Consider the following 22,082-nt stretch of genomic DNA (forward strand, 5'->3'; position numbering starts at 1 on the left):
CGGTCCGGGACCATGCGTCCCCGTACCCGCTCACCCCCCGGTGCCCGGCACCACCAGACCGGATTCGTACGCCGCGACCACCGCCTGGGTGCGGTCGCGCAGACCGAGCTTGTTCAGGATGCGGCTGACATGGGTCTTGACCGTCTCCTCGCCGACGCTCAGCCGGGCGGCGATCTCCGGATTGGACAGGCCCTCGGCGATCAGGCGCAGTACCTCCGTCTCACGCGGCGTGAGCGCGGTGAGCGGGGCGGTGGGCACGGCGGGGGGCCTGCGGCGCAGACGGGCGAATTCGCCGATGAGGCGGCGGGTGACGGTGGGCGCGAGCAGGGCCTCGCCCGCGGCGACCACGCGTACCGCGTCGAACAGGCGCTCCGCGGTGACATCCTTCAGCAGGAAGCCGCCCGCGCCGGCGGCCAGCGCGTCGTAGACATGCTCGTCGAGGTCGAACGTGGTGAGGACGAGGATGCGCGGGCCGCCGCCGTCCGGGGCGGCGGCCCGGATCTGCGCGGTGGCCTCGATGCCGTCCGTACCCGGCATCCGGACGTCCATCAGCACGACGTCGGGGCGCTGTTCGGCGCAGACGCGTACCGCCTCCGCACCGTCGGAGGCGGTACCGACCACCGTGAAGTCCGGCTGGGTGTCCAGGAGTCCGGCGAAACCGGCCCGTACCACCTCGTGGTCGTCCACGACGACGATCCGTGTGGCCGTCGCGGTCATCGCAGAGCCTCCTTCGCATCGGCGGGGAGCCGTACTTCGACGAGGAAGCCGCCGCCCGGCGCCGGGCCCGCACGCAGTTCGCCGCCCACCGCCGCGACACGCTCGCGCATGCCGAGCAGGCCGTGGCCGGAGACCCGGGTGCCGGACCGGTCCGGTCCCGGGCCGTTGTCCCTGATGCGCAGGTCGAGGGTCTGCGGGGCGTACCGCAGCTCGACGTCCACGGCCGCGCCGGGAGCGTGTCTGCGTGCGTTGGTGAGAGCTTCCTGGACGATCCGGTACGAGGTGAGTTCGATACCCGGGTCGAGCGGGGCCACGGGGCCGCTGACGATCAGCCGGGTGCTCGCGCCGCCGGCCGCGCGGGCCTCGTCCAGCAGCTCGTTGAGCTGGGTCAGGCCTGGCTGGGGCTTGCGGGTGACCGGTGGTGCGCCCGCGTCCTCGCGCAGTACGCCGAGCAGTCGGCGCATCTCCGTCAGCGCGGCGCGTGCCGTGTCGCCGATGTCCAGCAGCCGTTTCGCCCCGGCCTCCGGCATGTCCGGGGTGGTGAGGCGGGCGGTCTCCGCCTGGACGGAGATCATCGAGATGTGATGGGCGACGACGTCGTGGAGTTCGCGGGCGATGCGGGCCCGTTCGCCGCGTGCCGCGTGTTCGAGGAGCGTGTTCGCGATGGCCCGTTCGGTGGCATCGCGAGCCACCGCCTCGGCCCGGGTACGACGGCCGTTGCCGTCCGCGACCGCCGCCGCCGCGAGCACGGCGGCCGACACGGCGTACACGCGCAGTCCCGTGTCGTCGGGGTCGGTGAGCGCCACCGCGACGTACGGCAGCACGAGCAGCACGGCCAGGCGGCGGGAGCCGCGGCTGCCGAGGTGATGCAGTACGAGCAGCTGGGCGACGAGCCCGGCGACGGTCAGGTCCCGGTAGCCCACGAGTGCCAGGAGACTCGCCGCGGTGACGGCGGTGGCCGCGGCGGCCGGGTGGACGCGCAGAAGCGCCAGCGGCACCGTGGTGCACAGGCCGAGCAGTATGGCGAGCGGCAGCGTGAGCGGAAGGTCCGACGGCCCGGCCGCGGCGCGGCCGGCGCTCTCCACGGCCGCGAGCAGCCCGAGCGCCGCCGCGGCCACCGCCGGGCCGTCGGGCGAGGCGGCGATCCTCCGCGCCCTCCGCACGATTCCTTCGCTCATGCACGCCATTGTCATGGCGTCGGCGCCCTTTGGCGTCCCCCTGCCCAGCCGTCCTCGCCGTCCCCCACGCGGGGGATGGCGACAAGCCGCCGTCCCCCGCGCAAGGGGCGTCGAAGAGCGCTCCCTCGCGTGACGACCGCGGGCCTGCCGTCTCCCTAGCCTTCTGCACCATGGAAGCAACCGTGGCAGCAACCATCCAAGTCCGGGGACTGCGCAAACAGTTCGGGCAGACCGTCGCCGTCGACGACCTGTCCTTCACCGTGCGCCCCGGCCAGGTCACCGGCTTCGTCGGACCCAACGGCGCGGGCAAGTCCACCACCATGCGCATGCTCCTCGGTCTGGACGCGCCCGACGCGGGCAGCGCCCTGATCGGCGGGCGGCCCTACGCGTCGCTGCGCCGGCCGCTGACCGAGGTCGGGGCCCTGCTGGACGCGGCGGCCGTGCACCCGAGCCGCCGCGGCCGCGACCATCTGCTGTGGCTGGCGCACACGCACGGGCTGCCGGGCCGACGGGTGGATCAGGTGCTGGAACAGGTCGGTCTCGCGACGGCCGCACGGCGGCGGGCAGGCACCTACTCGCTGGGCATGCGGCAGCGGCTGGGGATCGCGGCGGCGCTGCTCGGCGATCCGCCGGTGCTGCTGCTCGACGAACCGGTCAACGGGCTCGACCCGGAAGGCATCCGGTGGATCCGCGGCTTTCTGCGGGCTCTGGCCCGCGAGGGCCGTGCGGTGCTGGTCTCCAGTCATCTGATGAGCGAGCTCCAGGACTCCGCCGACCACCTGGTGGTCATCGGCCGCGGCCGGCTCATCGCCGACACCTCCGTGGCCGAACTCCTGGCCGCCGCCTCCGGCGACCGGGTCGCGCTGCGCACCTCCGCGCGTACGGACGCCATGTCGCTGCTGGCCCGGGAGGGCGGGACCGTCGCCGCCAACGGGCCGGACTCGCTGACCGTCACCGGCCTGGCCGCGGAACGGATCACCGCGCTGCTCGGCGCGGCCGGGGTGCCGTTCTCCGAAGTCGGCTCGGACCGGGCGACGCTGGAGGAGGCGTACATGGAACTGACCCGGGACGCAGCGGAGTTCCGGGCCACGGAGGGCTTCCCCGCCACGGATGAGTCCCGGGCCGTGGAGGGGTTCGTGGCCGGCACCGCCCGCGACGGCGAGGAGTCGACCTCATGACCGCACCCGCCGTCACCCCTTACCGATCCCCACTGCCACCCGCCCGCGACGGATTCCCGCAGTTGCTGCACTCCGAGTGGACCAAGGCCCGCAGCGTGCGCCGGTGGAGCGTCACCCTGCTCGCCGCCGTCGTGATCACCGTCTTCGTCGCACTGCTCTCCGCCCTCAGCGGCAGCTTCGACGTCGACGGCAGTCCGCCGCCACCGACGAAGGGCCCGGACGGCGCCCCCGTCACCGACAGCTTCCCCTTCGTCCACCAGCAGCTGACCGGCGACGGCAGCATCACGGCCCGGGTGTCACCGCTCACCGGCCGCGAAGGGCACATCGCGCCCTGGGCCAAGGCCGGGGTCATCATCAAGGCGAGCACCGACGCGGGATCGCCGTACGCGGCCGTCATGCTCACGCCGGCGCACGGGGTCCGGCTCCAGTCGGACTTCACCCACGACACGGCAGGCAGCAGTGCCTCCGGCACCGAGCCGCGCTGGCTGCGGCTCACCCGCTCCGGCAGCGTACTCACCGCGTCCGAGTCGGCCGACGGCAAGAAGTGGACCGAGGTCGGCAGGGCCACCCCGGCCGGACTGCCGAGGACCGTCCGGGCGGGCCTGTTCGCGGCCACGCCCGAACTCGTCACGGTGCAGAGGCACTTCGGCTCCACATCCGTCGGCGGCGGTCCGTCCGAGGTCACCGCCTCCTTCGACCGGATCACGGTCGAAGGCAACCGGGGCACGGCCGACGACGGCAACCAGGACGTGGTGGCCGACGGCGACCAGGACAACGGCACCTGGCGCCAGGACCGGGTCGGTGCCGATCCCACCAGGGCCGCCGGGAGCCCGGACCGCTCGACGCAGACGTCCGGCGCCTGGACCCTGACCGGCTCCGGCGACATCGGCCCCCTGGTCCCGGACGCCGATCTTACCCAACGGTCCCTCAGCGGGGCCCAGATCGGGCTGATCCCGCTGGCAGCGCTGGGGGTGCTGTTCATCACCGCCGAATACCGGCGGGGCATGATCCGCACGACGCTGACGGCGGGCCCGCGCCGGGGCCGGATGCTCGCCGCCAAGGCCCTCGTACTCGCCGGAATCGCCTTCCTGACCGGGCTGTTCGCCGCCGTGCTCTCCTTCCTGCTCGCCGAACCGGCACTACGGAACAACAGACCCAACCCCGCGTCGTACCCCGAAGCCGCGCTCACCGACGGCCCGGTGCTGCGTGCCGTACTCGGCACCGCCCTGCTGCTGGCCGCCGTCGCCGTGCTGGCCCTGGCCGTCGGCGCGCTGCTCCGGAACACGGCCGCCGCGGTGACGCTGATCGTGGTGGTGTTCGTACTGCCGATGGTCCTGCTTGCCGGGCTGCCCGTCGACACGGCGCACTGGGTGATGAAGGTGACTCCGATCGCCGGGTTCGCCGTGCAGCAGACGACACCGCGATACGACTTCGTGAGCACCGTCTGCCTGCCCGAGGACAGCTGCTACCCGCAGGGCCCGTGGACCGGACTCGCGGTGCTGTGCGCGTACGCGGCTGTCGCCCTGGGCCTTGCCATGTGGCGGCTGCGCAGGCGGGACGCATGAGGGGCGCCCTGCACGCGGAGTGGACGAAGCTCCGTACTCTGCCCAGCACCTGGTGGCTGCTGCTCGCCGTCGCCGCACTCACGACGGCGCTCGGCGCGGCGGCCACCGGCTCCGTCTCGACCGACCAGTGCCCGTCCCCGGACAAGTGCCACGAGGACACGGTCAAGCTCTGCCTGACCGGTGTCTGGCTCGGCCAGGCGGCAGTCGCCGTTCTCGCAGTGCTGGCCATGAGCAGTGAGTACGGCACGGGCACCATCCGCGTCACGCTGGCGGCGCTGCCCGGCCGCGCCCGGGTCCTCGCCGCGAAGGCGACGGTCGTCACCGGGGCCGTCATGGCGGCGGGCACACTCGCGGTCCTCGGCTCACTGCTGGCCGGCCGTCTCCTCCTCCCCGCCAACGGCTTCGGCACGGCCGCACTCTCCCTCACCGGGCTCCCGACCCTGCGCGCAGCGGCGGGCTCGGTGCTCTACCTGGCCCTGATCGCCCTGCTCTCCCTGGGGACGGCGACAGTTGTACGGGACACGGCCGGCGCGATCACGGCGGTGCTCGGCCTGCTGTACGCCTTTCCCGTGGTGGCTCTGATGGTCGCCGACGAGACCTGGCGGGAGCGGCTGCAGGAGCTCGCCCCCTCGTCGGCGGGCCTGGCGGTCCAGGCAACCCAGAACCTGGACAGCCTGCCGATCGCCCCTTGGCCGGGCCTCGGCGTCCTCGCTGCCTGGGCGGGAGCGGCGCTGCTGGCGGGGGCGGCGATGTTCCGGCTGCGGGACGCGTGAGGGGCGGGTGCCCCGGCTTCCTCACGCCCCCAGCCGCTCCAGCAGGGCGGGGAGATCGGCGAAGGAGTCGATCACATGGTCCGGGGTGCCGTCGGCCGCCCGGTGTGTCTCGGGGAGGTACTTGCCGGTCCTGACGAGTACACCGGTGAGCCCGGCGCGCTGGGCCGCCAGGACGTCGGACTCGATGTCGTCGCCGACCATCAGGGCGTGGGGCGCGGCGGCGCCGAGATGTGCCAGGGCCGTGGCGAAGAACGACCCGGCGGGTTTGCCGGTGATCACCGCCTCGACGCGGGCGGCCCGCTCCAGTCCCAGGAGGAAGGCCCCGGTGTCGAGGTCGAGTCCGGCGGCCGTGCGCCAGTACATGTTCCGGTGCATGGCGACGAGCCGGGCACCGCGCTGCACATGACGGAAGGCGCGGTTGAGCGCCGCGTAGGTGAAGTCGTCCCCGGCCCCGCCGAGGACGACGACATCCGGCGCCCCGCCATCGGCCGAACCGGATTCCTCCTCGTCCTGGTCGACGAGTGTCACGCCCGTCAGATCGTCCCGGACATCGCCGGTGTTGATCAGTAGACAGCGGGCCCCGGGATGGTGTTCCCGCAGGTGAGCGGCGGTGACGGCGGGGGCGGTGAGAATGTCGTCGGCGGAAACGGGGAAGCCCTCGCCCACCAGCTTCCCGGCGATCGAGGCGCGGGTGCGGGAGGTGGTGTTGGTGACCAGCGCCAGCGGGATGCCCGCCTCGCGCAGCCGTTCCATGGCCGCCACGGTGCCGGGCAGCGGCTTCCAGGACACCGTGAGCACACCGTCGATGTCGATCAGGACCGCTCCGATTCGTTCCATGCAGCCGACCCTGCCCGAGTTGCGCGGCCGCCGCACATGGAGTTGTTTCGAAGTAGGGAACCAGGTGGGGTGCGTACCCACGTGGTCCCTGACTCTCCCCTGGTTGGGGGTGAACAACCGTGTTGTTCGCCGATCGCGAGGACGCGGGACAGCAGCTGGCCGAGGCGCTCCGCCATCTGGAGCGGGAGAACCCGGTCGTGCTGGGCCTGCCCCGTGGCGGAGTCCCGGTGGCCTTCCAGGTGGCGCGGATGCTCGGCGCGCAGCTCGATGTGATCGTGGTCCGCAAACTCGGCGTGCCGCACCACGAGGAAGTGGCGTTCGGCGCCATCGGCGAGGGCGGGGTGCGGGTCATCAACGAGGACGTCGTCAGCCACCTCTGGGCCGGGAAGCAGGATCTCGCGGCGGTCGAGCGGGTCGAGGCGGCGGAGCTCGTACGCCGGGCGCAGACGTACCGCGCGGGCAGGCCGCGGACGCCGCTCGAAGGCCGGACCGTCATCGTCGTGGACGACGGCGTCGCGACCGGCGCCACGGCCGAGGCCGCCTGCCGGGTGGTACGGGCGCAGAACCCGGCACGTCTGCTGGCGGCGGTACCTGTGGCGCCACCGGACGCGGTCGCCCGGCTGCGACAGTGCGCGGACGAGGTGGTGTGTCTGTCCACGCCGCACCTGTTCTACGCCGTCGGCGAGTGGTACCGGGACTTTTCGCAGACCTCCGACGAAGAGGTCATCTCCCTGCTGGCACAGGCCCGGTACACCGGACAGGTGCCGCCCGGCAGCGACTGAGCGGGGACGGCCCCGCCCGGTCGCCGCCACGTCGCGGTCAGTCCGCGCAGTACGCGTCCTGCTCCGGCCGTGTCCCCGTGTTCAGGAACGCGGTGACCGCGCGGTCGCCGCAGGCGTTCCCGTGGCCCAGGTACATGCCGTGCCCACCGTGGTCGACGGCCACCAGGCGGGCCCGGTCGCCGAAGGCCGCGCGCATCTTCAGGGCGCCGGAGTACGGGGTCGCCGGGTCGCGCAGGCCCTGGATCATCAGGACGTTGGACGGTCCCTGGTCCGTGATCCTGGTCGGCTGCTCGGCGGGGGCGTCCTTCCAGAAGGTGCACGGGGTGATGTTCGCCGTCATCCCGGCGGTCAGCGGGTACTTCACGCGGTCGGCGGCGACGGCCCGCGCATACGAGGAGACCGTGCCCTGCCAGCGCACGTCGTTGCAGACCACGCCGACCGTGACGGCCGCGTCCGCGTCCGGGATCGGCCCGCTCAGCGCATCGGGCAGGACCGGCTTCACCGAGGGGTCCCCGGCCGCCCGGACGAGCCCCGCCAGCCCGGCAAAGGCGTCGTCCTCATACAGGGCCAGCTGGACCGCCTGGCGCAGCCGGTTGCCGGTCAGCGGGACGCCCGGCGTGGTGGACTCCCTCGGTTCACGGTCCAGTCGCGCCGCCAGGTCCAGCACCAGCGGCTGCACGTCCTCGGCCCGCTGCGCGAGTCGCAGCCCCTCCGCGTCCCTGGCCGGGTCCGAGGCCCAGCGCGCGAAGTCGGGGAAGCGGTCGGCCGCTCCCACCGCCATGTTCGCCAGCCAGCCCTTGGCGACGCGCGACGGGTTCGGGTCGCCGCTGCTGTCCAGCACCCAACGGTCGGTGTGCTGCGGGTACTTCTGCGCGTACACGGCTCCCACGTACGTGCCGTACGAGCTCCCCCAGGCCGACAGCTTCTCCTCGCCGAGGGCCTGCCGGAAGCGGTCGATGTCCCGCACTTCATTGGCCGTGGTGAGGCTCTTCAGCATCGCTCCGCCGTTGCGGGCGCAGGCCTCGGCGGTACGCCGGGAGCGTGTCACGTTCTCGGTGATCGAGCCGTCGGCGCCGGGCCAGGCCCGCAGGTTCACGATCTCCCGGTCCTCCGGGTCGAGCCCGCAGCTCGCCTTCGGGCTGCCGCCGACCCCGCGCGGGTCGAGGCTCACGATGTCGTACCGCCCCTCCGTCTCCCGCTGCAACCGCTCCCCCTTCTGCGTCACCCGCTGCACCCCGGAGGAGCCCGGACCACCTGGAATCACGATCAGCGTCCCGCGCCGGGCGGCCGGGCGGTTGCTGCGGACCCGGGTCACCGCGAGGGAGATCTGCGGGCCGTCCGGGTCGCGGTAGTCGAGCGGTACGGGAAGTTCGGCGCACTCCTGCCCGGCGGGCCCGCCGTCCTGTGCACACGGCCGCCAGGAGAGCGCGGTTGCGGGGTTGGCCGACGCGGCGGCCTGCGAGGGCGCGGCCCCGGTGAGCGCGGTGGCGACGGCGGTGACGGACAGGGCGACGAACGCGGCGGATTTTCCGTAAGTCCTCATGCCGCAAGCCTTGTTGAGCGCGCGTCCGCAACCCATCCGGGAGGCATGACGGAATGCGGTGGGGTTAGCCCCCGGCCGCGCAATGCGGGAGACGAGAAGCCCCATCACACTTTGCGGGATGGGGACTTCGCGCTCGCATGTGCCGGTTGGAGCGGTCAGACGGCGCCGAACTCTCCGGCCTTGACGCCCGCCACGAATGAAGCGAACGAGGCAGCGGGAACGTCCAGCACCGGGCCGCCGGGGTTCTTGGAGTCGCGGACGGGGACCACGCCGCGCGGGGCGACGAGGTTGGCGGCGACCTCGATGCAGTTGCCACCGTTGTTGCTGTACGAAGACTTGAACCAGCGGGGGGACTCGGTCGTGGTCGTCACGCGGCTCCCTTGTGAGTTCGTCACGCGCGCCAGGTGCCCTCCGTGCTGCCTTGGCAAACCGGAGGCAGCCGCCTGCGGCCGGAACTCGACCGCCCCGCCATACGCTGCACGGCGGGGCGGTCGCAGATCACGTGCGTGGGGACCGGTGGCTCAGACGGCGCCGAACTCCCCGCCCTTGACGCCCGCCACGAAGGAGGCGAACGAGACAGCGGGAACGTTCAGCACCGGGCCGCCGGGGTTCTTGGAGTCGCGGACGGGGACCACGCCGCGCGGGGCGACGAGGTTGACGGCGACCTCCACGCAGTCGCCGCCGTTGTTGCTGTACGAAGACTTGAACCAGCGGGGGGACTCGGTCGTGGTTGTCACGGGGTGCCCTTTCGTGCCTCGTTGATCATGGCCACCGATGCCGCCTGGGACAGCGCTTCGGCCTGTAGTTGATGGTAGGCCGCCAGCAGGGGGAGCACAGAGGTCGTGTCGCGTTCCAGATGTCCCCGCATCTGGGATTCCGCGTACGCCATCACGGACAGGTCCGACAGCGTCAGCAGGTTCATCGGAAGGTCGAACGGGCGACGCTCCCCCATCTCGTACGGAGCGATCTGGAGCACGGTGTTCGGCAGCTCGGCGAACTCCAGGAGCCGGTCGAGCTGGGCATTCATGACCTCGTCCCCACCGACCCGCCTGCGAATGCAGCTCTCGTCCATCACCACCAGCATCGTGGGAGGGCGCGGACGCACCAGTGCGGCCTGCCGTTCCGCCAGGAACGAGACCCGCTCGGCCGCCTGCTCCGGGACGATCGCCCCTCGCCGCAACGCGCTGTCCGCCAGCACCCGCGCGTACTCCGGCGTCTGCAACAGACCGGGAATGATCCCGACGTTGTACAGCCGGATCTCCACCGCACGCCCCTCGTGCCCCACGTACTGCGGGAACCCCTCCAGCAGCGAGCCGTGCCGGATCTCGCGGTACTGGCGTTCGAAGGTGTCTGCTGTTTCCCCGGTGCCGAAAACCTGGTCCGCGTTGCGCGAGAACCGAAGAGTCGGCATCTTGCGACCAGTTTCGACGGCGGACACATGCGTGCCGGAGTATCCCAGCCGCTCGGCTAACTCCTCCTGTTTCCATCCGTGCTCCTCTCTCAAGCTGCGGATGCGTGCGCCGAAGGCGGCTTCCGGGCTGCTCTCGGGGTCCAGCTCCTTGCGATTCAACGGCTGTCACCTGACTTTTCGTTCGCGCCGAACAAGTTGAAGCACTCCCGACTCTAGGCCAACCTGAACTCCCTTAGTAGTGGAATGACTACGGAGAGGAGTTTTCCGTGCTCGCCGAGAACAGGCGTGAAACAGAAGGCTGTTGTCCCGAGTGCCAGAAGCTCCGGCTGGCCGAGGCCCTCGCCAATGATCAGCGCGACCACAGCAGGGCGACCGACTGCCGGGTGCTGCTCCAGCGCCACCGGCGCACGGCGGACTGCACGGAACGGGGGTCGGCATGAAGGAGCAAGAGCCTGTTCCCGAGCCGGAGTTCCCCGAGTTCAACCCGCTGCGCTGGCCCCCGTGCGAATGTGCGCGGTGCCGCTCCGGCGGGGACGACGAAGCTGCGGACTCCACGTGGATACGGCAGCTCCGGGCCCGGGTCACCGAGGAGAACGGGCTGCGCAGCTCCCTCCGGCGGACGCGGTGAGGGCGCCGGCCCACCGCGCTCGTCACACTTCCCCTCCGGCGTCCGTCAGTGCAGTGAGGGCGCGGCGAGAACGCAGCCGCGACCGCGACGGACATCGAAGGGGACCACATCATGCAGGCACGTATCGAGAACCCGGCGGAGATCCTTCCCGAGGCCCTGCCGCCCGTACTGGGCCTGGTCAAGGCCATCGGCAAGGGCGGACTGCCGGAGACCACGCTGGAACTGGTCGGGCTGCGGGTCAGCCAGATCAACGGCTGCACCTTCTGCGTCGACGGGCACGTACGCAACGCCCGGAAGGCCGGTGAGAGCGACGAGCGGCTCTTCGCCGTGTCGGCCTGGAGCGACGCGCCCTACTTCACCGACGCCGAGCGTGCCGCACTGGCGCTCGCGGAGCACGCGACCCGGCTCAGCGACCGCTCCGACCCGGTGCCGGACGCCATCTGGGACGAGGCCGCCCGCCACTTCAGCGAGAAGCAGCTCTCCGCGCTGGTCCTCGCGATCGGTCTGACGAACCTCTTCAACCGCATCAACGTCACCACCAGGCAGCCCCCGGGCAAGACCTGGTAGGCCACACACCGCTGAAGCGGCCGACGGGCCCGCCGAGGGTTCGGTGGGCCCGCCGGGGGTGGCGGCGATAGCCTGGTGCGTGTAGCAGGCAGGAGACAGGTGCGCATGGGAGCCCGGAATCCCCAAGGTTCCGTCGTCGCGGTGGTCGCGCTCGGCGGTGTACTCGGAGCGTGCGCCCGCTACGGAGCCACGCTGATCTGGCCCACCGCCCCGGGCGGCTTCCCCTGGACGACACTGACCGTGAATGTCGTCGGCTGCGCGGTGATCGGCGTGTTCATGGTGGTGATCAGCGAGGTGTGGGCGGCGCACCGGCTGGTGCGGCCGTTCTTCGGTACGGGGGTGCTGGGCGGGTTCACCACGTTCTCCACGTACGCGGTGGACATCGAGCGCCTCGTCGACGCCGGCCGGGCCCGTACCGGCCTGGCGTATCTGGGACTGACACTGTGCGCGGCCCTCGCGGCGGTGTGGAGTGCGGTGTGGGCAACCCGCCGCCTGCTGGCGTGGAGGCAGTCATGACGACGCCGAACACGGAACGGGCACTGCGCCTGACGGTCTTCGTCGGTGAGTCCGACGGGTGGCACCACAGACCGGTGTACACGGAGATCGTGCACCGGGCGCACAAGGCGGGGCTGTCGGGAGCGAGTGTGTTCCGCGGGATCGAGGGGTTCGGCGCCTCGTCGATGATCCACACCCAGCGGCTGCTCTCACTGAGCGAGGACCTGCCGGTGGCGGTCGTGATCGTGGACGCGCAGGAGCGGATCCGTGCGTTCCTGCCGATCGTCGAAGAGCTGGTCGCGGACGGCGGTCTGGTCGTCCTGGACAGCTGCGAGATCGTCCGCTTCGGCGACGACCGGGAGCGGCACCGGTGAACTGGCTGCTGGTGATCGTCGGTGCGGCGGTCGGGGCACCCCTGCGGTATCTGACCGACCGGGCGGTGCAGTCCCGGCACGACACCGTCTTCCCGTGGGGCACCTTCGCGGTGAACGTGACCGGATCGCTGGTCCTGGGCCTGCTGACCGGCGCGGTCGCGGCCGGCGCCGCCTCCTCCCACCTGCAACTGCTGCTCGGTACGGGACTGTGCGGGGCGCTCACCACGTACTCGACATTCAGTTACGAGACGCTGCGACTGGCCGAGGACGGGGCGAAGTTCTACGCGGCGGCCAACGTGGTGGCGAGCGTGGTGGCGGGACTGGGCGCCGCGTTCGCCGGTGTCTCGGCCGCCGAGGCGCTGTGGTCGTAGGTATCGGCGGAGGTCGCGAGGCAGCCGTTCCGGCGCAGATCGTCGTAGAGACGGTCGGCGTCCCCTGCCACCGCAATGCGAGGCGATGGCAGGGGAACGCCGTTGAGGAGGAGCCGTCACCGGCGACGGGCGATTCAACCCGTTCCACGCCGACAGCGGCCCGTCAGCCGTCGACCCTAGGCACCCGGCCCCTCCCGGACCGCACACCACGCCAACGGCCGGCCCGGCGCCACTCCAACAGCAGGCGCCCGGGATGCGCACGGGGGCTTGGGCATCACCCGGCCGGGGCCTTGATCCACCCGTGGCCTTGATCCAGAGGGAGTCCGGGGGAGGTGTTCTCCGTACAATCCGAGCACGACGTGACCGGCATGACCAGAGAGCGCGAGGTTTCTCCAGTGGCAGTCAGCAGCACCACCCGGTCGTCGCGCCCCGTCACCGTCGTCACCGGCGGCAGTCGCGGGATCGGTGCCGCGACCTGTGTCCGTCTGGCGTCCGAAGGCCATGACCTCGCCCTGGGCTTCGTGAGCAACGCCGAGGCCGCCGAGCGGAGCGCGGCGGCTGTGCGGGCCGCGGGGGCGCGCTGTGTCACGGTGCGGGTGGACACCGCCGTGGAGGCCGATGTGGAGCGGCTCTTCGACACGGCTGCCGCGCAGCTCGGTCCCGTCACCGGACTGGTCAACAACGCGGGAGTGACAGGTCCTCTCGGCCGTCTCGTCGACACCTCCACCGAGACGCTGCGCCGGGTCCTGGACGTGAATCTCCTCGGCTTTCTGCTCTGCTGCCGCCGGGCCGCGAAGGACATGGCGGCCACCGGGGCCGGCACGATCGTCAATGTCTCCTCGGCCGCTGCCACCCTCGGCAGCCCCGGGGACTTCGTCCACTACGCCGCCACGAAGGCGGCGACGGACGCCCTGACGATCGGGCTGTCCAAGGAACTCGGGCCCGCCGGAATCCGGGTCAACGCGGTCGCCCCCGGCATGATCGACACCGAGATGCACGCCACCGCAGGCGACCCCGACCGCGCGGCCGCGGCCGCATCCGGCATCCCGCTCGGCCGCCCGGGAGCGGCCCCGGAGATCGCGTCCGCCATCGCGTGGCTGCTGTCGGGCGAGGCGTCGTACGTGACCGGGGCGGTGCTGCGGGTCGCCGGCGGACGGTAGCGGGGCGTGGCGGGTCAGGGGCCATGACCCGGCCCTCGCCATCCCGCGTCCGCACACCCCACCACGACCCCGCGCGCCCGGCGCTGCGCAATTCATGGAGTCTTCGCCCGGCTGTCGCCCTTGCGAGCCGGTTCCTCCCCCATCCCGCGGCTAGCTTGCAGACGATCACCCCGACGTTCGTCCTCCGCGGAGACATCCATGTGCAGCCCCCTCCACCAGCCCGACGGACCGCTTCTGCCCGGCGCGAGCCGTCGTACGTTCCTGCGGGCAACCGCGCTCACCGGTGCCGCCACCGCAGCCACGGGGCTCGTGTCCGCCACGCCCGCCGCGGCTCTTGCCCGGCAGAACACCGGTGCCGTCACGGCCGGTTGGCGACCCGATCCGGAGAGTCCCAGGTTCACGCTCGTCGTCATGCCGGACACCCAGTACCTCTTCGACGGGGCAAGCATCGACAAGGCGCCGGTCGAGGCGTCGTTGCGTTACGTACTCGATCACGGGCGCGACGAGAACATCGTCTTCCTGTCCCATCTGGGCGACCTCACCGAGAGCGGCCAGGCAGGCGAATTCGCGGCGATCGGCGAGGCGTTCGGCTTGCTCGACCGGCGGCGGGTCGGCTACAGCGTCGTCGCGGGCAACCACGACATCAAGTCGTCCACCGACGACCGGCGGGGCCGCACCCCTTACCTGGACACCTTCGGCCCGCAGCGGATGCGGCGCCTGCCGACGTTCGGCGGAGCGACCCCGGACGGCTACAACACGTACCACCTGTTCCGTGCCGCAGGACGCGAGTGGCTGGTGCTGGCGCTCGACTGGCGGCCGTCGGCGGCCGGGCTCGCCTGGGCGAAGGACGTCATCGCCCAGCACCCGGACACGCCGGTCATCCTCACCACCCACGAGCTGGTGTACGCGGACGCGGACGGCGACGAGGCCGAACTCTCCGACCACGGAAAGCATCTGTGGGACGAGCTGATAGCCGGGCACGACCAGATCTTCCTCACCCTCAACGGTCACTACTGGCCCGCCGGGCGCACCACCCGTAAGAACACCGCGGGCAACGACGTCCATCTGCACATCGCCAACTACCAGAACCGGTACTACGGCGGCAGCGCCATGATCCGCCTCTACCGCTTCGACCTGGCCAGGAACACCATCGACGTGGAGACGATCTCCCCGTGGATCCTCGGCCGCGCGGGCGAGAGGCTCAACGACCTGGAGCGGGGCGAGATCGAACTGACCGGTCCGCAGGACCGCTTCGCCGTACCCATCGACTTCGAGAAGCGCTTCGCGGGCTTCGCGCCCGTGCCCGTGCGCGGCCCCCGCCCGGCGAAGCAGCTGCTGATACCCGGCACCGTCGCCTACTGGCGCTTCGACTCCCCTTCGCACCAGGACGGTTCCGCCGCCGACGCCGGCCTGCGCGTCCCCGACCTGTCCGGGCACCGCAACGACCTGGTGCGCGAAGCCGTCCCCGGCAGTGCGCCCGACGCGCTGCGCTGGTCCACCGCCCACCACCCCGACCAGCCCGGCCACGGCAGCCTCTACTTCGACGGCTCGAAGCCGCCGCTGCGGGGCGCGTATCTGCGTACGGAGAACAACGCACCGCTCAACACCGCGACGTTCAGGTCCGGTTACACCATCGAGGCCTTCCTCCGCCTCCCCGCCGACTGGGACGCCGGACGCAACGCCTGGGGTGCCGTGCTCGGCCGCCGCGGCACGCTCGGGGCCGCCGGCAAGACCTCCGGCGACCCGGAGGAGCCCGTCGCCACCCTCTCCGTATCGGACGGTCCCGGGCTCCAGTGGGCGGCGGCGCCGCTGAACCAGCCGGGAGCCGTCACCAACTGGAGCCATGAGCTGCTGCGTGAGCGGTGGTGGCACGTGGCGGTCGTCAACGACGAGAAGCACACGACGATGTACGTCGAAGGCTGCATGGTCGCCCGCAACCCCGCCACCCGCACCACCGGTCTCGCCACCCTGGGCCTGCCCTGGCTGCTCGGCGCCTACGAGTACGGAGGCAGGCTCGACCAGTTGATGCACGGCTGGCTCGGCGACATCAGGATCGTCGAACGCGCCCTGCCCGTTCGGGACTTCATGATCGCCTGAGGGGCATGGCCCCCCGGGGTCACGCCGCCCGGTTGGTACGGCGCTGCTTGGCGGCGGCGCGCGCCTCCGGCGTGGGCAGGTCCGAGCGACGCGACTGCCCGGACCGGACGGGACGGCTGCGCCGGCCCCGGGACGACGCGCCACCGCTCCTGGGCCGCTCGGTCAGCGGTGCGGTGACGGTGACGGGCACCCCCGAGGGCGTCTGCGCACCGGTGATGCGGCTCAACTCGGCCTCGCCGGAGCGCACCTGCGCGATCTTCGGGGTGATCCCGGCGTCGGCCATCAGACGGGTCATCTCACGGCGCTGGCCCGGCAGCACCAGCGTGACGACGCTGCCGGACTCACCGGCGCGGGCAGTACGTCCGCCGCGGTGCAGGTAGTCCTTGTGGTCGCTCGGCGGGTCGACGTTGACGACCAGGTCGAGGTTGTCGATGTGGATGCCGCGCGCCGCGACGTTCGTGGCGACCAGCACCGTGACATGCCCGGTCTTGAACCGGGCCAGGGTGCGGGTGCGCTGCGGCTGGGACTTGCCACCGTGCAACGCGGCGGCCCGGACCCCGCTGTTGAGCAGATGGTCGGTGAGCTTGTCCACTGCGTGCTTGGTGTCCAGGAACATGATCACCCGGCCGTCGCGGGCCGCGATCTCGGTCGTGGTGGCGTACTTGTCGGCACCCTGCACATAGAGCACGTGGTGCTCCATCGTCGTCACCGCGCCGGCCGCCGGGTCGACCGAGTGGACCACCGGGTCGTGCAGATAGCGGCGGACCAGCAGATCGACGTTGCGGTCCAGGGTCGCCGAGAACAGCATCCGCTGGCCCTCCGGCAGCACCTGGTCGAGCAGTTCGGTGACCTGCGGCATGAAGCCCATGTCGGCCATCTGGTCGGCCTCGTCGAGGACGGTGATGGCGACCCGGTCCAGCCGGCAGTCGCCACGCTCGATGAGGTCCTTGAGCCGGCCGGGCGTGGCGACGACGACCTCGGCCCCGCCGCGCAGTGCACTGGCCTGCCGGCCGATCGACATGCCGCCGACGACGGTGGCCATGCGCAGCTTGAGCGAGCGGGCGTACGGGGTGAGCGCGTCGGTGACCTGCTGGGCCAGCTCCCGGGTGGGGACGAGCACGAGGGCCAGCGGACGACGGGCGTCGGCCCGGTTGCCCGCGGTGCGGGCCAGCAGGGCCAGGCCGAAGGCGAGCGTCTTGCCGGAGCCGGTCCGGCCGCGGCCCAGCACATCGCGCCCCGCGAGGGAGTTCGGCAGGGTGGCCCCCTGGATCGGGAACGGCGTGGTGACGCCCTCGGCGGCGAGCGCCGCCAGGAGGGGCGCGGGCATGTCCAGGTCCGCGAAGGCCTCCGCGGCGGGCAGCGCCGGGGTGATGGTCTTCGGCAGCGCGAACTCGCCCTGCTTGGCGGCGGGCCTGCGTCCGGCGCCACCGGAGCGCCGGTCGGGCGCGCCGTGACGGCCGGCGCCCTGTCCGCCCCGGCGGCCCGGGGACTGCGAACGGAACCCGCCGCCGGAAGCGGTGGAGCCACCGGAGCGGGTGCGGGAGTACCGGTCGTTCGGGCGAGCTGTGCGATCGCGGTTCATACAGAACCCTTCCTCGATATGGCGCGTATCGAGGAATTCACTGAGCGACGAGCGGCGCAGGAATCGCAAGAACGGGCCGTTGACATACGTGTACCGAGCCCGGCCGCGAAGAATGAGCCGCACCGGACGCGGGAAAAACAACGAGCTGGGGCCCGCACCCGAAGGTGCGGGCCCCAGCTGATGCGTCACAGCGCGTAGGCGCCGGAGCAGCGGGATCAGGCGGGGGTGATGTTCTCCGCCTGCGGGCCCTTCTGGCCCTGCGTGACGTCGAAGTTCACCCTCTGGCCTTCCTGCAGCTCGCGGAAGCCGCTGGAGGCGATGTTCGAGTAGTGGGCGAAGACGTCAGGGCCGCCGCCGTCCTGCTCGATGAAGCCGAAGCCCTTTTCCGCGTTGAACCACTTGACGGTGCCAGTAGCCATGTTTTTATCTCCCTCTGGGGGCAGTTCCCGGGGATTCGCACTGTGCGAATCCCACGTCGCCGCGATGATTACCCCATCCGGAAACAAAGCACCGGAAAATACAAAAGCACGCCCATCGACACATTAAGCCGAGGAGAACACTTGGAGTCTTTGGGAACCACAACTGCAACTGCATCCACAGTAGCACGATGGAAGCGTACGGGCGCGGCGAGTAATTACACTCCACCGGATACGCCATAAACCCTTGTCGCACATTGCATGGAATTCTGCGTCGACGGCAATAGATATTCGCCCGTCCCGGGCGCCGCGTTCACCCCTCCCCGGCGCCACATCCGCTTGTCCCCGCTGCCACGGAAGCCGGGGCGCACCCGGGTCCGACCCCTCAGGTGCCCGCCGCCCCGCCGGACTCCGTCGCGGGCCGGCGCAGTTCCGCGTTGAGCCGCAGGGCCTCTTCGAGCTGGTCCTCCAGGATCACGATGCGGCAGGCCGCCTCGATCGACGTGCCGCCGTCGACGAGCTCACGGGCCCTGGCCGCGATGCGCAGCTGGTAGCGGGAGTAGCGGCGGTGGCCGCCCTCGGACCGCAGAGGGGTGATCAGACGGGCCTCGCCGATCGCCCGGAGGAAAGCGGGCGTTGCGCCGATCATCTCCGCGGCACGGCCCATGGTGTAGGCGGGGTAGTCGTCGTCATCGAGCCGGTCGGTGGCGTGCGGAGGGGTTCCTGTGGGCATTTGCACCTGCCGCGTATCGCTGACTTCGTTGACCGAAAGAGAAAATCTCATTGTGCGAGCCATCGCTTCTATCATAGCCGCGACAGATTTCCCTGGTCCGGGCGGGCAAATTAGCTGCCCCGAAGCCGCGCAACCGGCCGGCTCCCCGCCGCGGCACCCCGCAGACTCACCCCTCGGGCACACCCCGCACCGTCCGGTTGATCGGTACGACGCAGCTCCGGCGCGGAGCAGGTCCGACGCGACTGCCCCGCACCCCCAACGCCCACTGACCGGTCGGTCAGTTGATGACGACCTGACCAGCAGTCATAATGTACGGGTAGCCCTTCGCGCATCCCCCGTCGTGAAGGGCTACACCCATATGCGGACCACACCCCTTTTGTCCGCCGACGACTTCACGGGCAGGGGACTCCCCTCGTGGTCCCCTACCCGTGTTTTTTCGAGTTAACAGTGACGTAGAGTGTTTGCGCAAGCCCGCTCCCGTGCAGCGCCCCGAACCGCCTCCCGCGTTGAGGACGCCGCGTCAGGGTTCGTTACAGTACGAGCCCGTTGACCGAAATCGAAGACCGTGCGGCACCGGTCGGACGGGGGCGGATACATGGGGGCCGGGTGAACAGCGGCGAGGAACGCGCGCCGGAGCTGCGGACGTTGCAGCAGAAGGTCGAGTACATGGTCGAGAAGACGTTCCCCGGTCAGAAGATCTCGGGGCGGGTCTTCGCCGACCTGGTCAAGGAGCGCGGCGGATCCCTCTCGCACAGCTACTTCTCCAACATCCTTGCCGGAAAGGTCACCCAGCCGTCCGAGGACATCCTCAAGGCGCTCGGTCTGGGCTTCGGCGTGGACTGGCGGTTCTTCAAGGAGGAGTCCGAGGTCGTCGATGACGTCGTCGCCGGTCTGCAGTTTCTCGCGAAGCGGCGTACGGGGGAGATAAGCGGACTGGCCGGGCGTGGCCTCGACGAGGACGGTCTCCCGCCGGAGCTGCTGCAGTTCGCGCTCTCCCTGCTGGAGGACGCCAGGGGCCGGCGGAGCACGGCCGGCGGCGACGGCGCCACCGCCCATGGCGAGCCGGAGAAGTAGATCTCCGTGTCCCTGCGCGAACTGCGGAAGGAGTGCGAGGCCGGGCTGGCGGACCTGCCCATCCCCGCCCCCTTCTCCATCGACGCACTGGTGGCGAACATGGAGGCGGCCCGTGGACGCACCCTCGTGCTGCACGAGATGCCCGACCGGCTGGCCCGCGTCAACGCCGCCTGCGGTCTGCGGCTGAAGACCGGCGGGACCAGCTTTGTGCTCTACCGGCGCCGCCCGACCGCGTACCAGACCCAGCACGTCATCCTGCACGAGCTGTGCCACGAGTGGTTCGACCACGGCACCTCCCTCGACCCGGAGCAGCTCGGTCGGCTGCTGCCGGTCTTCGACACCTCGCTGATCACCCGGGTCCTCGGAACCGGACCCCCGCCGCAACCGTCCGCCACCGCCGTTCCCCCACCGGTGGCCGCCACGATCGCCGACGCGCTCCGCTCGGGGGACGGCACCGTGCAGGCCCGGGCGCAGTACGACACCCACGACGAACGCATGGCCGAGTTCGGCGCGTCACTCATTCCCCGCATGGCCCGGGACGTGACGAGCGACGACATGGTGGGGCGCCTGGCGAACTCCCTCTCCCGCCCCGTCGCCACCCGCCGTCGCGGCCTGTTCCGCCGCACCTGACACCGGACCGTCCCCCGCCTCCCCTCCCCCTCCCCCCTCCAGAGGATTCCGCCGTGACCCCGCTCGACCTCGCCGGTTATCTCATAGCCGCCCTGATGACGGCCGTCGCTCTCTGGCGCATGCCGGCCGCCCTGTGGGGCGACGAAGAAGACAAGCGTCGCCGGGCCCTGTGGGGCTGCTACGCGGGCTTCGCCGCCGCCCTGTGGACCAAGACCCGGGCCGTGCGCATCGCGCTCAACGACAGCGCCGTCACCGACCTCGCCGTCCTGATCAAGCACTACACGGCGACGATCGCGATCCTGGCGATCCTCAGCTACATCGTCGCGATCTACGGCCAGTACCCCGACGCCGGAGACGTCCCGCGCCACGTACGGTTCGCCCGCGCCATCCAGCAGGTGGCGGCCAAGGCGTCGATCGCCACGCTGGTCCTGCTGACGGTGCTGTTCTTCACCGTCGTCGACCGTTCCGTGCCCTCGGACCGCTTCGTCGCCGACCACGCGGGACAGTGGGGCGCCACGCTGTACATGAGCGTGTTCTACCTCTACCTGGGTGCCGCGTCCGCCGTCTGCGCCTACCAGTGGGCGCTGGCCACCGCCGGTGCCGGGCTCCGCCATCTGCGCGTGGGCCTCGGAATGATGACCACCGCCATGTTCATCGGGGTCGGATACACCGTCAGCCGGACCCTGTTCCTGTGGGTCAGCGTCGTCGACCGGCCGAGCGCGGCCTTCGCCCTGCGGTTCGACGAGGTCACCGAGGCCGCCCAGGTGGTGCTGTTCGCCCTCTTCGCGGTGGGTGCCTCCATCCCCGCGCTCAGCAAGGGGCAGCGGCGCGCGAAACTGTGGCGGGCCCAGGTCGGACTGCACGGCCTCTGGCGCGAGTTGATGACGGCCTTCCCCGACCAGCCCTTCGACCCCCCGGCCTCGCTGGCCCGCGAGCTGACCCGCTTCGACACCCCCGCGGACCTGCGCATCGACCGCTGGGCCGCCGATATCGCGGACGCCGTCGAGAAGCTGCGCCACTACGTCCCCGACACCCTGCTGCAGGCCGCCAAGGCCGCCGCCGCGGACGGCACCCCGGACCGGGAGAAGGCCGGACCGCTCGCCGACGCGTACTGGATCAAGGCGGCACTGCGGGCCAGGAGCACCGGAGCACCCGCCTCGACCGCCGCGACGGTCGAGGCCCAGCACGCCACCGACCAGGACGGCGAGGTGGCATGGCTGGTCCGGGTGGCCGCCGCGTACCGCACGGTCACGGAGGAGCGGGCGCAGCGGGTGCTGGACCACGCCATGTCCGCAGCATCCGCCGACGCCACCGAGCCGGCCCGCACAGCCTCCCTGGAGGAGACAGCATGACCGCCACCGACACCACCGACACCCCCGACGCCCCTGCGTCGCCGAGCACCGGCGCCGCGCGTACCGTCACCGACATCTTCCAGCCCCGCAACATCCTGCTGGCCGGCATGCTCGGCATCGGCCTGGCCGCCGCCGGTCACTGGACCGGTCTGCTCTGGGGGCTCCTCGGTGCCCTGTGTGCCGGGATCGTTCCTGCCGGGTACATCGAATGGGAGCGCGGGCGCGGCACCTGGGGCGACCGTCATGTCGTCGACCGCACCAAGCGGGCCCCGATCTTCTTCGTCATCCTCGGTTCCATAGGCACCGGTTCGGTGGTGATGGTCCTCGGCCACGCCCCCACCGGCATCCTCGCGGCGATGCTCGCCCTCTGGGCGATGACCGTAATCCTCCTGGCCGTCAACACGGTCTGGAAGATCTCGGTGGACGCCGCGGTCGCCTCGGCCGTCGTCGCACTGCTCGCCCCGGTCCACTCGCCGTGGTGGCTGCTCGCGTACGCGATGACGGTCGCCGTGTGCTGGTCGCGTGTCGCGCTCGGGTACCACTCGGTGGCGCAGACCGTCGCCGGGGCGTCACTGGGGGCCACGACGGCGGGCGCGTTCCTGTTCGTCTGACCCGCGCC

25 protein-coding genes and 1 pseudogene are annotated in these 22,082 nt (G+C 71.4%); 16 read left to right on the forward strand and 10 right to left on the reverse strand.

Annotated features, from left to right (window positions below):
- Window positions 1-30: 30 nt before the first annotated feature.
- Together GA0115254_RS35825 and GA0115254_RS35830 are read right to left on the reverse strand one after the other, a co-directional pair.
- The gene (locus tag GA0115254_RS35825; RefSeq protein WP_093899425.1) at window positions 31-717 is read right to left on the reverse strand and encodes a response regulator; all 687 of its coding nucleotides are present in this window, start codon (window positions 715-717) and stop codon (window positions 31-33) included.
- Window positions 714-1,895: a sensor histidine kinase gene (locus GA0115254_RS35830; RefSeq protein ID WP_176740425.1), complete on the reverse strand. Its 1,182-nt coding sequence runs from the start codon at window positions 1,893-1,895 to the stop codon at window positions 714-716. Before GA0115254_RS35830 ends, GA0115254_RS35825 begins: the two co-directional genes overlap by 4 nt.
- Before the next feature lie 170 nt (window positions 1,896-2,065).
- On the opposite strand from GA0115254_RS35830, the gene GA0115254_RS35835 reads away from it, so the two are divergent.
- Genes GA0115254_RS35835 through GA0115254_RS35845 form a run of 3 tightly spaced genes read left to right on the forward strand, consistent with a single transcriptional unit; the run spans window position 2,066 to window position 5,411 of the window.
- Complete coding sequence (locus GA0115254_RS35835) at window positions 2,066-3,073, forward strand: ABC transporter ATP-binding protein (protein ID WP_093899427.1); 1,008 nt, start codon at window positions 2,066-2,068, stop codon at window positions 3,071-3,073.
- The gene (locus GA0115254_RS35840) at window positions 3,070-4,638 is read left to right on the forward strand and encodes an ABC transporter permease (protein WP_093899428.1); all 1,569 of its coding nucleotides are present in this window, start codon (window positions 3,070-3,072) and stop codon (window positions 4,636-4,638) included. Before GA0115254_RS35835 ends, GA0115254_RS35840 begins: the two co-directional genes overlap by 4 nt.
- On the forward strand, window positions 4,635-5,411 hold the full coding sequence (locus GA0115254_RS35845; protein WP_093899429.1) for an ABC-2 transporter permease: 777 nt from the start codon (window positions 4,635-4,637) through the stop codon (window positions 5,409-5,411). Before GA0115254_RS35840 ends, GA0115254_RS35845 begins: the two co-directional genes overlap by 4 nt.
- A 21-nt stretch (window positions 5,412-5,432) precedes the next feature.
- On the opposite strand, the gene GA0115254_RS35850 is transcribed toward GA0115254_RS35845, so the two are convergent.
- Entirely contained in the window at window positions 5,433-6,248 is an 816-nt protein-coding gene (locus GA0115254_RS35850; protein WP_093899430.1) for an HAD-IIA family hydrolase, read from the reverse strand.
- Window positions 6,249-6,367: 119 nt separating this feature from the next.
- Between GA0115254_RS35850 and GA0115254_RS35855 the strand changes: the two are divergent.
- A pseudogene (locus tag GA0115254_RS35855) lies at window positions 6,368-6,994 on the forward strand (phosphoribosyltransferase); the annotation flags it as partial.
- Window positions 6,995-7,067: 73 nt separating this feature from the next.
- Here GA0115254_RS35855 and GA0115254_RS35860 read toward each other — a convergent pair.
- From GA0115254_RS35860 to GA0115254_RS35875, 4 genes are all read right to left on the reverse strand, one after another.
- Window positions 7,068-8,573: an alpha/beta hydrolase gene (locus tag GA0115254_RS35860; RefSeq protein ID WP_093899432.1), complete on the reverse strand. Its 1,506-nt coding sequence runs from the start codon at window positions 8,571-8,573 to the stop codon at window positions 7,068-7,070.
- Between the two features lie 155 nt (window positions 8,574-8,728).
- Window positions 8,729-8,944 carry a DUF397 domain-containing protein gene (locus tag GA0115254_RS35865; RefSeq protein ID WP_093899433.1) on the reverse strand — a complete coding sequence of 72 codons (216 nt, stop codon included), beginning with the start codon at window positions 8,942-8,944 and terminating at the stop codon, window positions 8,729-8,731.
- Window positions 8,945-9,094: 150 nt separating this feature from the next.
- A complete protein-coding gene (locus GA0115254_RS35870; protein WP_093899434.1) occupies window positions 9,095-9,310 on the reverse strand; it encodes a DUF397 domain-containing protein in 216 nt (71 codons plus the stop codon).
- Window positions 9,307-10,143 (reverse strand): helix-turn-helix domain-containing protein, encoded by an 837-nt coding sequence (locus GA0115254_RS35875; RefSeq protein WP_093899435.1) that lies wholly within the window; start codon window positions 10,141-10,143, stop codon window positions 9,307-9,309. Before GA0115254_RS35875 ends, GA0115254_RS35870 begins: the two co-directional genes overlap by 4 nt.
- Window positions 10,144-10,250: 107 nt before the next feature.
- Here GA0115254_RS35875 and GA0115254_RS44930 point away from each other — a divergent pair, with 107 nt between their 5' ends.
- From GA0115254_RS44930 to GA0115254_RS35910, 8 genes are all read left to right on the forward strand, one after another.
- Complete coding sequence (locus GA0115254_RS44930; RefSeq protein ID WP_176740426.1) at window positions 10,251-10,424, forward strand: hypothetical protein; 174 nt, start codon at window positions 10,251-10,253, stop codon at window positions 10,422-10,424.
- The gene (locus tag GA0115254_RS35880) at window positions 10,421-10,612 is read left to right on the forward strand and encodes a hypothetical protein (RefSeq protein ID WP_093899436.1); all 192 of its coding nucleotides are present in this window, start codon (window positions 10,421-10,423) and stop codon (window positions 10,610-10,612) included. Before GA0115254_RS44930 ends, GA0115254_RS35880 begins: the two co-directional genes overlap by 4 nt.
- A 111-nt stretch (window positions 10,613-10,723) precedes the next feature.
- Window positions 10,724-11,179 (forward strand): carboxymuconolactone decarboxylase family protein, encoded by a 456-nt coding sequence (locus GA0115254_RS35885; RefSeq protein ID WP_093899437.1) that lies wholly within the window; start codon window positions 10,724-10,726, stop codon window positions 11,177-11,179.
- Between the two features lie 105 nt (window positions 11,180-11,284).
- A complete protein-coding gene (gene crcB, locus GA0115254_RS35890; protein WP_093899438.1) occupies window positions 11,285-11,695 on the forward strand; it encodes a fluoride efflux transporter CrcB in 411 nt (136 codons plus the stop codon).
- Window positions 11,692-12,048: a DUF190 domain-containing protein gene (locus GA0115254_RS35895; RefSeq protein ID WP_093899439.1), complete on the forward strand. Its 357-nt coding sequence runs from the start codon at window positions 11,692-11,694 to the stop codon at window positions 12,046-12,048. The genes crcB (GA0115254_RS35890) and GA0115254_RS35895 overlap by 4 nt, the downstream gene beginning before the upstream one ends.
- Window positions 12,045-12,419: a fluoride efflux transporter CrcB gene (crcB, locus tag GA0115254_RS35900; protein ID WP_093899440.1), complete on the forward strand. Its 375-nt coding sequence runs from the start codon at window positions 12,045-12,047 to the stop codon at window positions 12,417-12,419. Before GA0115254_RS35895 ends, crcB (GA0115254_RS35900) begins: the two co-directional genes overlap by 4 nt.
- Before the next feature lie 395 nt (window positions 12,420-12,814).
- Window positions 12,815-13,579, forward strand: coding sequence for an SDR family oxidoreductase (locus GA0115254_RS35905; protein WP_256102954.1), 765 nt, complete (start codon window positions 12,815-12,817; stop codon window positions 13,577-13,579).
- A 198-nt stretch (window positions 13,580-13,777) separates the two neighbouring features.
- Window positions 13,778-15,676, forward strand: a complete 1,899-nt coding sequence (locus tag GA0115254_RS35910) for a LamG-like jellyroll fold domain-containing protein (protein ID WP_093899441.1) — start codon at window positions 13,778-13,780, stop codon at window positions 15,674-15,676.
- A gap of 19 nt (window positions 15,677-15,695) precedes the next feature.
- Here GA0115254_RS35910 and GA0115254_RS35915 read toward each other — a convergent pair whose 3' ends face one another.
- The 3 genes from GA0115254_RS35915 to GA0115254_RS35925 form a co-directional block, all read right to left on the reverse strand.
- Window positions 15,696-17,258 carry a DEAD/DEAH box helicase gene (locus GA0115254_RS35915; RefSeq protein ID WP_093899442.1) on the reverse strand — a complete coding sequence of 521 codons (1,563 nt, stop codon included), beginning with the start codon at window positions 17,256-17,258 and terminating at the stop codon, window positions 15,696-15,698.
- Between the two features lie 215 nt (window positions 17,259-17,473).
- Window positions 17,474-17,677, reverse strand: coding sequence for a cold-shock protein (locus GA0115254_RS35920; RefSeq protein ID WP_093899443.1), 204 nt, complete (start codon window positions 17,675-17,677; stop codon window positions 17,474-17,476).
- Between the two features lie 382 nt (window positions 17,678-18,059).
- A complete protein-coding gene (locus GA0115254_RS35925; RefSeq protein WP_093899444.1) occupies window positions 18,060-18,407 on the reverse strand; it encodes a MerR family transcriptional regulator in 348 nt (115 codons plus the stop codon).
- 606 nt (window positions 18,408-19,013) lie between these two features.
- Between GA0115254_RS35925 and GA0115254_RS35930 the strand changes: the two genes are divergently transcribed.
- From GA0115254_RS35930 to GA0115254_RS35945, 4 genes are read left to right on the forward strand one after another with little or no spacing between them, the layout of a single operon-like run.
- Window positions 19,014-19,481 (forward strand): hypothetical protein, encoded by a 468-nt coding sequence (locus GA0115254_RS35930; RefSeq protein ID WP_370741002.1) that lies wholly within the window; start codon window positions 19,014-19,016, stop codon window positions 19,479-19,481.
- 6 nt (window positions 19,482-19,487) lie between these two features.
- On the forward strand, window positions 19,488-20,111 hold the full coding sequence (locus tag GA0115254_RS35935) for a toxin (protein WP_093899445.1): 624 nt from the start codon (window positions 19,488-19,490) through the stop codon (window positions 20,109-20,111).
- Window positions 20,112-20,164: 53 nt separating this feature from the next.
- On the forward strand, window positions 20,165-21,463 hold the full coding sequence (locus tag GA0115254_RS35940) for an MAB_1171c family putative transporter (protein WP_093899446.1): 1,299 nt from the start codon (window positions 20,165-20,167) through the stop codon (window positions 21,461-21,463).
- Complete coding sequence (locus GA0115254_RS35945) at window positions 21,460-22,074, forward strand: phosphatase PAP2 family protein (protein WP_093899447.1); 615 nt, start codon at window positions 21,460-21,462, stop codon at window positions 22,072-22,074. The genes GA0115254_RS35940 and GA0115254_RS35945 overlap by 4 nt, the downstream gene beginning before the upstream one ends.
- Window positions 22,075-22,082 lie beyond the last annotated feature (8 nt).

This window comes from Streptomyces sp. Ncost-T10-10d, from assembly GCF_900091955.1.
Lineage (GTDB): Bacteria > Actinomycetota > Actinomycetes > Streptomycetales > Streptomycetaceae > Streptomyces.

Coding starts and splice junctions, on each gene's coding strand:
- GA0115254_RS35840 (WP_093899428.1), top strand. CDS start 3,070: ATGACCGCACCCGCCGTCACCCCTTACCGATCCCCACTGCCACCCGCC.
- GA0115254_RS35850 (WP_093899430.1), bottom strand. CDS start 6,248: ATGGAACGAATCGGAGCGGTCCTGATCGACATCGACGGTGTGCTCACG.
- crcB (WP_093899438.1), top strand. CDS start 11,285: ATGGGAGCCCGGAATCCCCAAGGTTCCGTCGTCGCGGTGGTCGCGCTC.
- GA0115254_RS35925 (WP_093899444.1), bottom strand. CDS start 18,407: ATGCCCACAGGAACCCCTCCGCACGCCACCGACCGGCTCGATGACGAC.
- GA0115254_RS35945 (WP_093899447.1), top strand. CDS start 21,460: ATGACCGCCACCGACACCACCGACACCCCCGACGCCCCTGCGTCGCCG.
- GA0115254_RS35885 (WP_093899437.1), top strand. CDS start 10,724: ATGCAGGCACGTATCGAGAACCCGGCGGAGATCCTTCCCGAGGCCCTG.
- GA0115254_RS35920 (WP_093899443.1), bottom strand. CDS start 17,677: ATGGCTACTGGCACCGTCAAGTGGTTCAACGCGGAAAAGGGCTTCGGC.
- GA0115254_RS35825 (WP_093899425.1), bottom strand. CDS start 717: ATGACCGCGACGGCCACACGGATCGTCGTCGTGGACGACCACGAGGTG.
- GA0115254_RS35830 (WP_176740425.1), bottom strand. CDS start 1,895: ATGAGCGAAGGAATCGTGCGGAGGGCGCGGAGGATCGCCGCCTCGCCC.
- GA0115254_RS35880 (WP_093899436.1), top strand. CDS start 10,421: ATGAAGGAGCAAGAGCCTGTTCCCGAGCCGGAGTTCCCCGAGTTCAAC.
- GA0115254_RS35845 (WP_093899429.1), top strand. CDS start 4,635: ATGAGGGGCGCCCTGCACGCGGAGTGGACGAAGCTCCGTACTCTGCCC.
- GA0115254_RS35860 (WP_093899432.1), bottom strand. CDS start 8,573: ATGAGGACTTACGGAAAATCCGCCGCGTTCGTCGCCCTGTCCGTCACC.
- GA0115254_RS35910 (WP_093899441.1), top strand. CDS start 13,778: ATGTGCAGCCCCCTCCACCAGCCCGACGGACCGCTTCTGCCCGGCGCG.
- GA0115254_RS35835 (WP_093899427.1), top strand. CDS start 2,066: ATGGAAGCAACCGTGGCAGCAACCATCCAAGTCCGGGGACTGCGCAAA.
- GA0115254_RS35915 (WP_093899442.1), bottom strand. CDS start 17,258: ATGAACCGCGATCGCACAGCTCGCCCGAACGACCGGTACTCCCGCACC.
- GA0115254_RS35895 (WP_093899439.1), top strand. CDS start 11,692: ATGACGACGCCGAACACGGAACGGGCACTGCGCCTGACGGTCTTCGTC.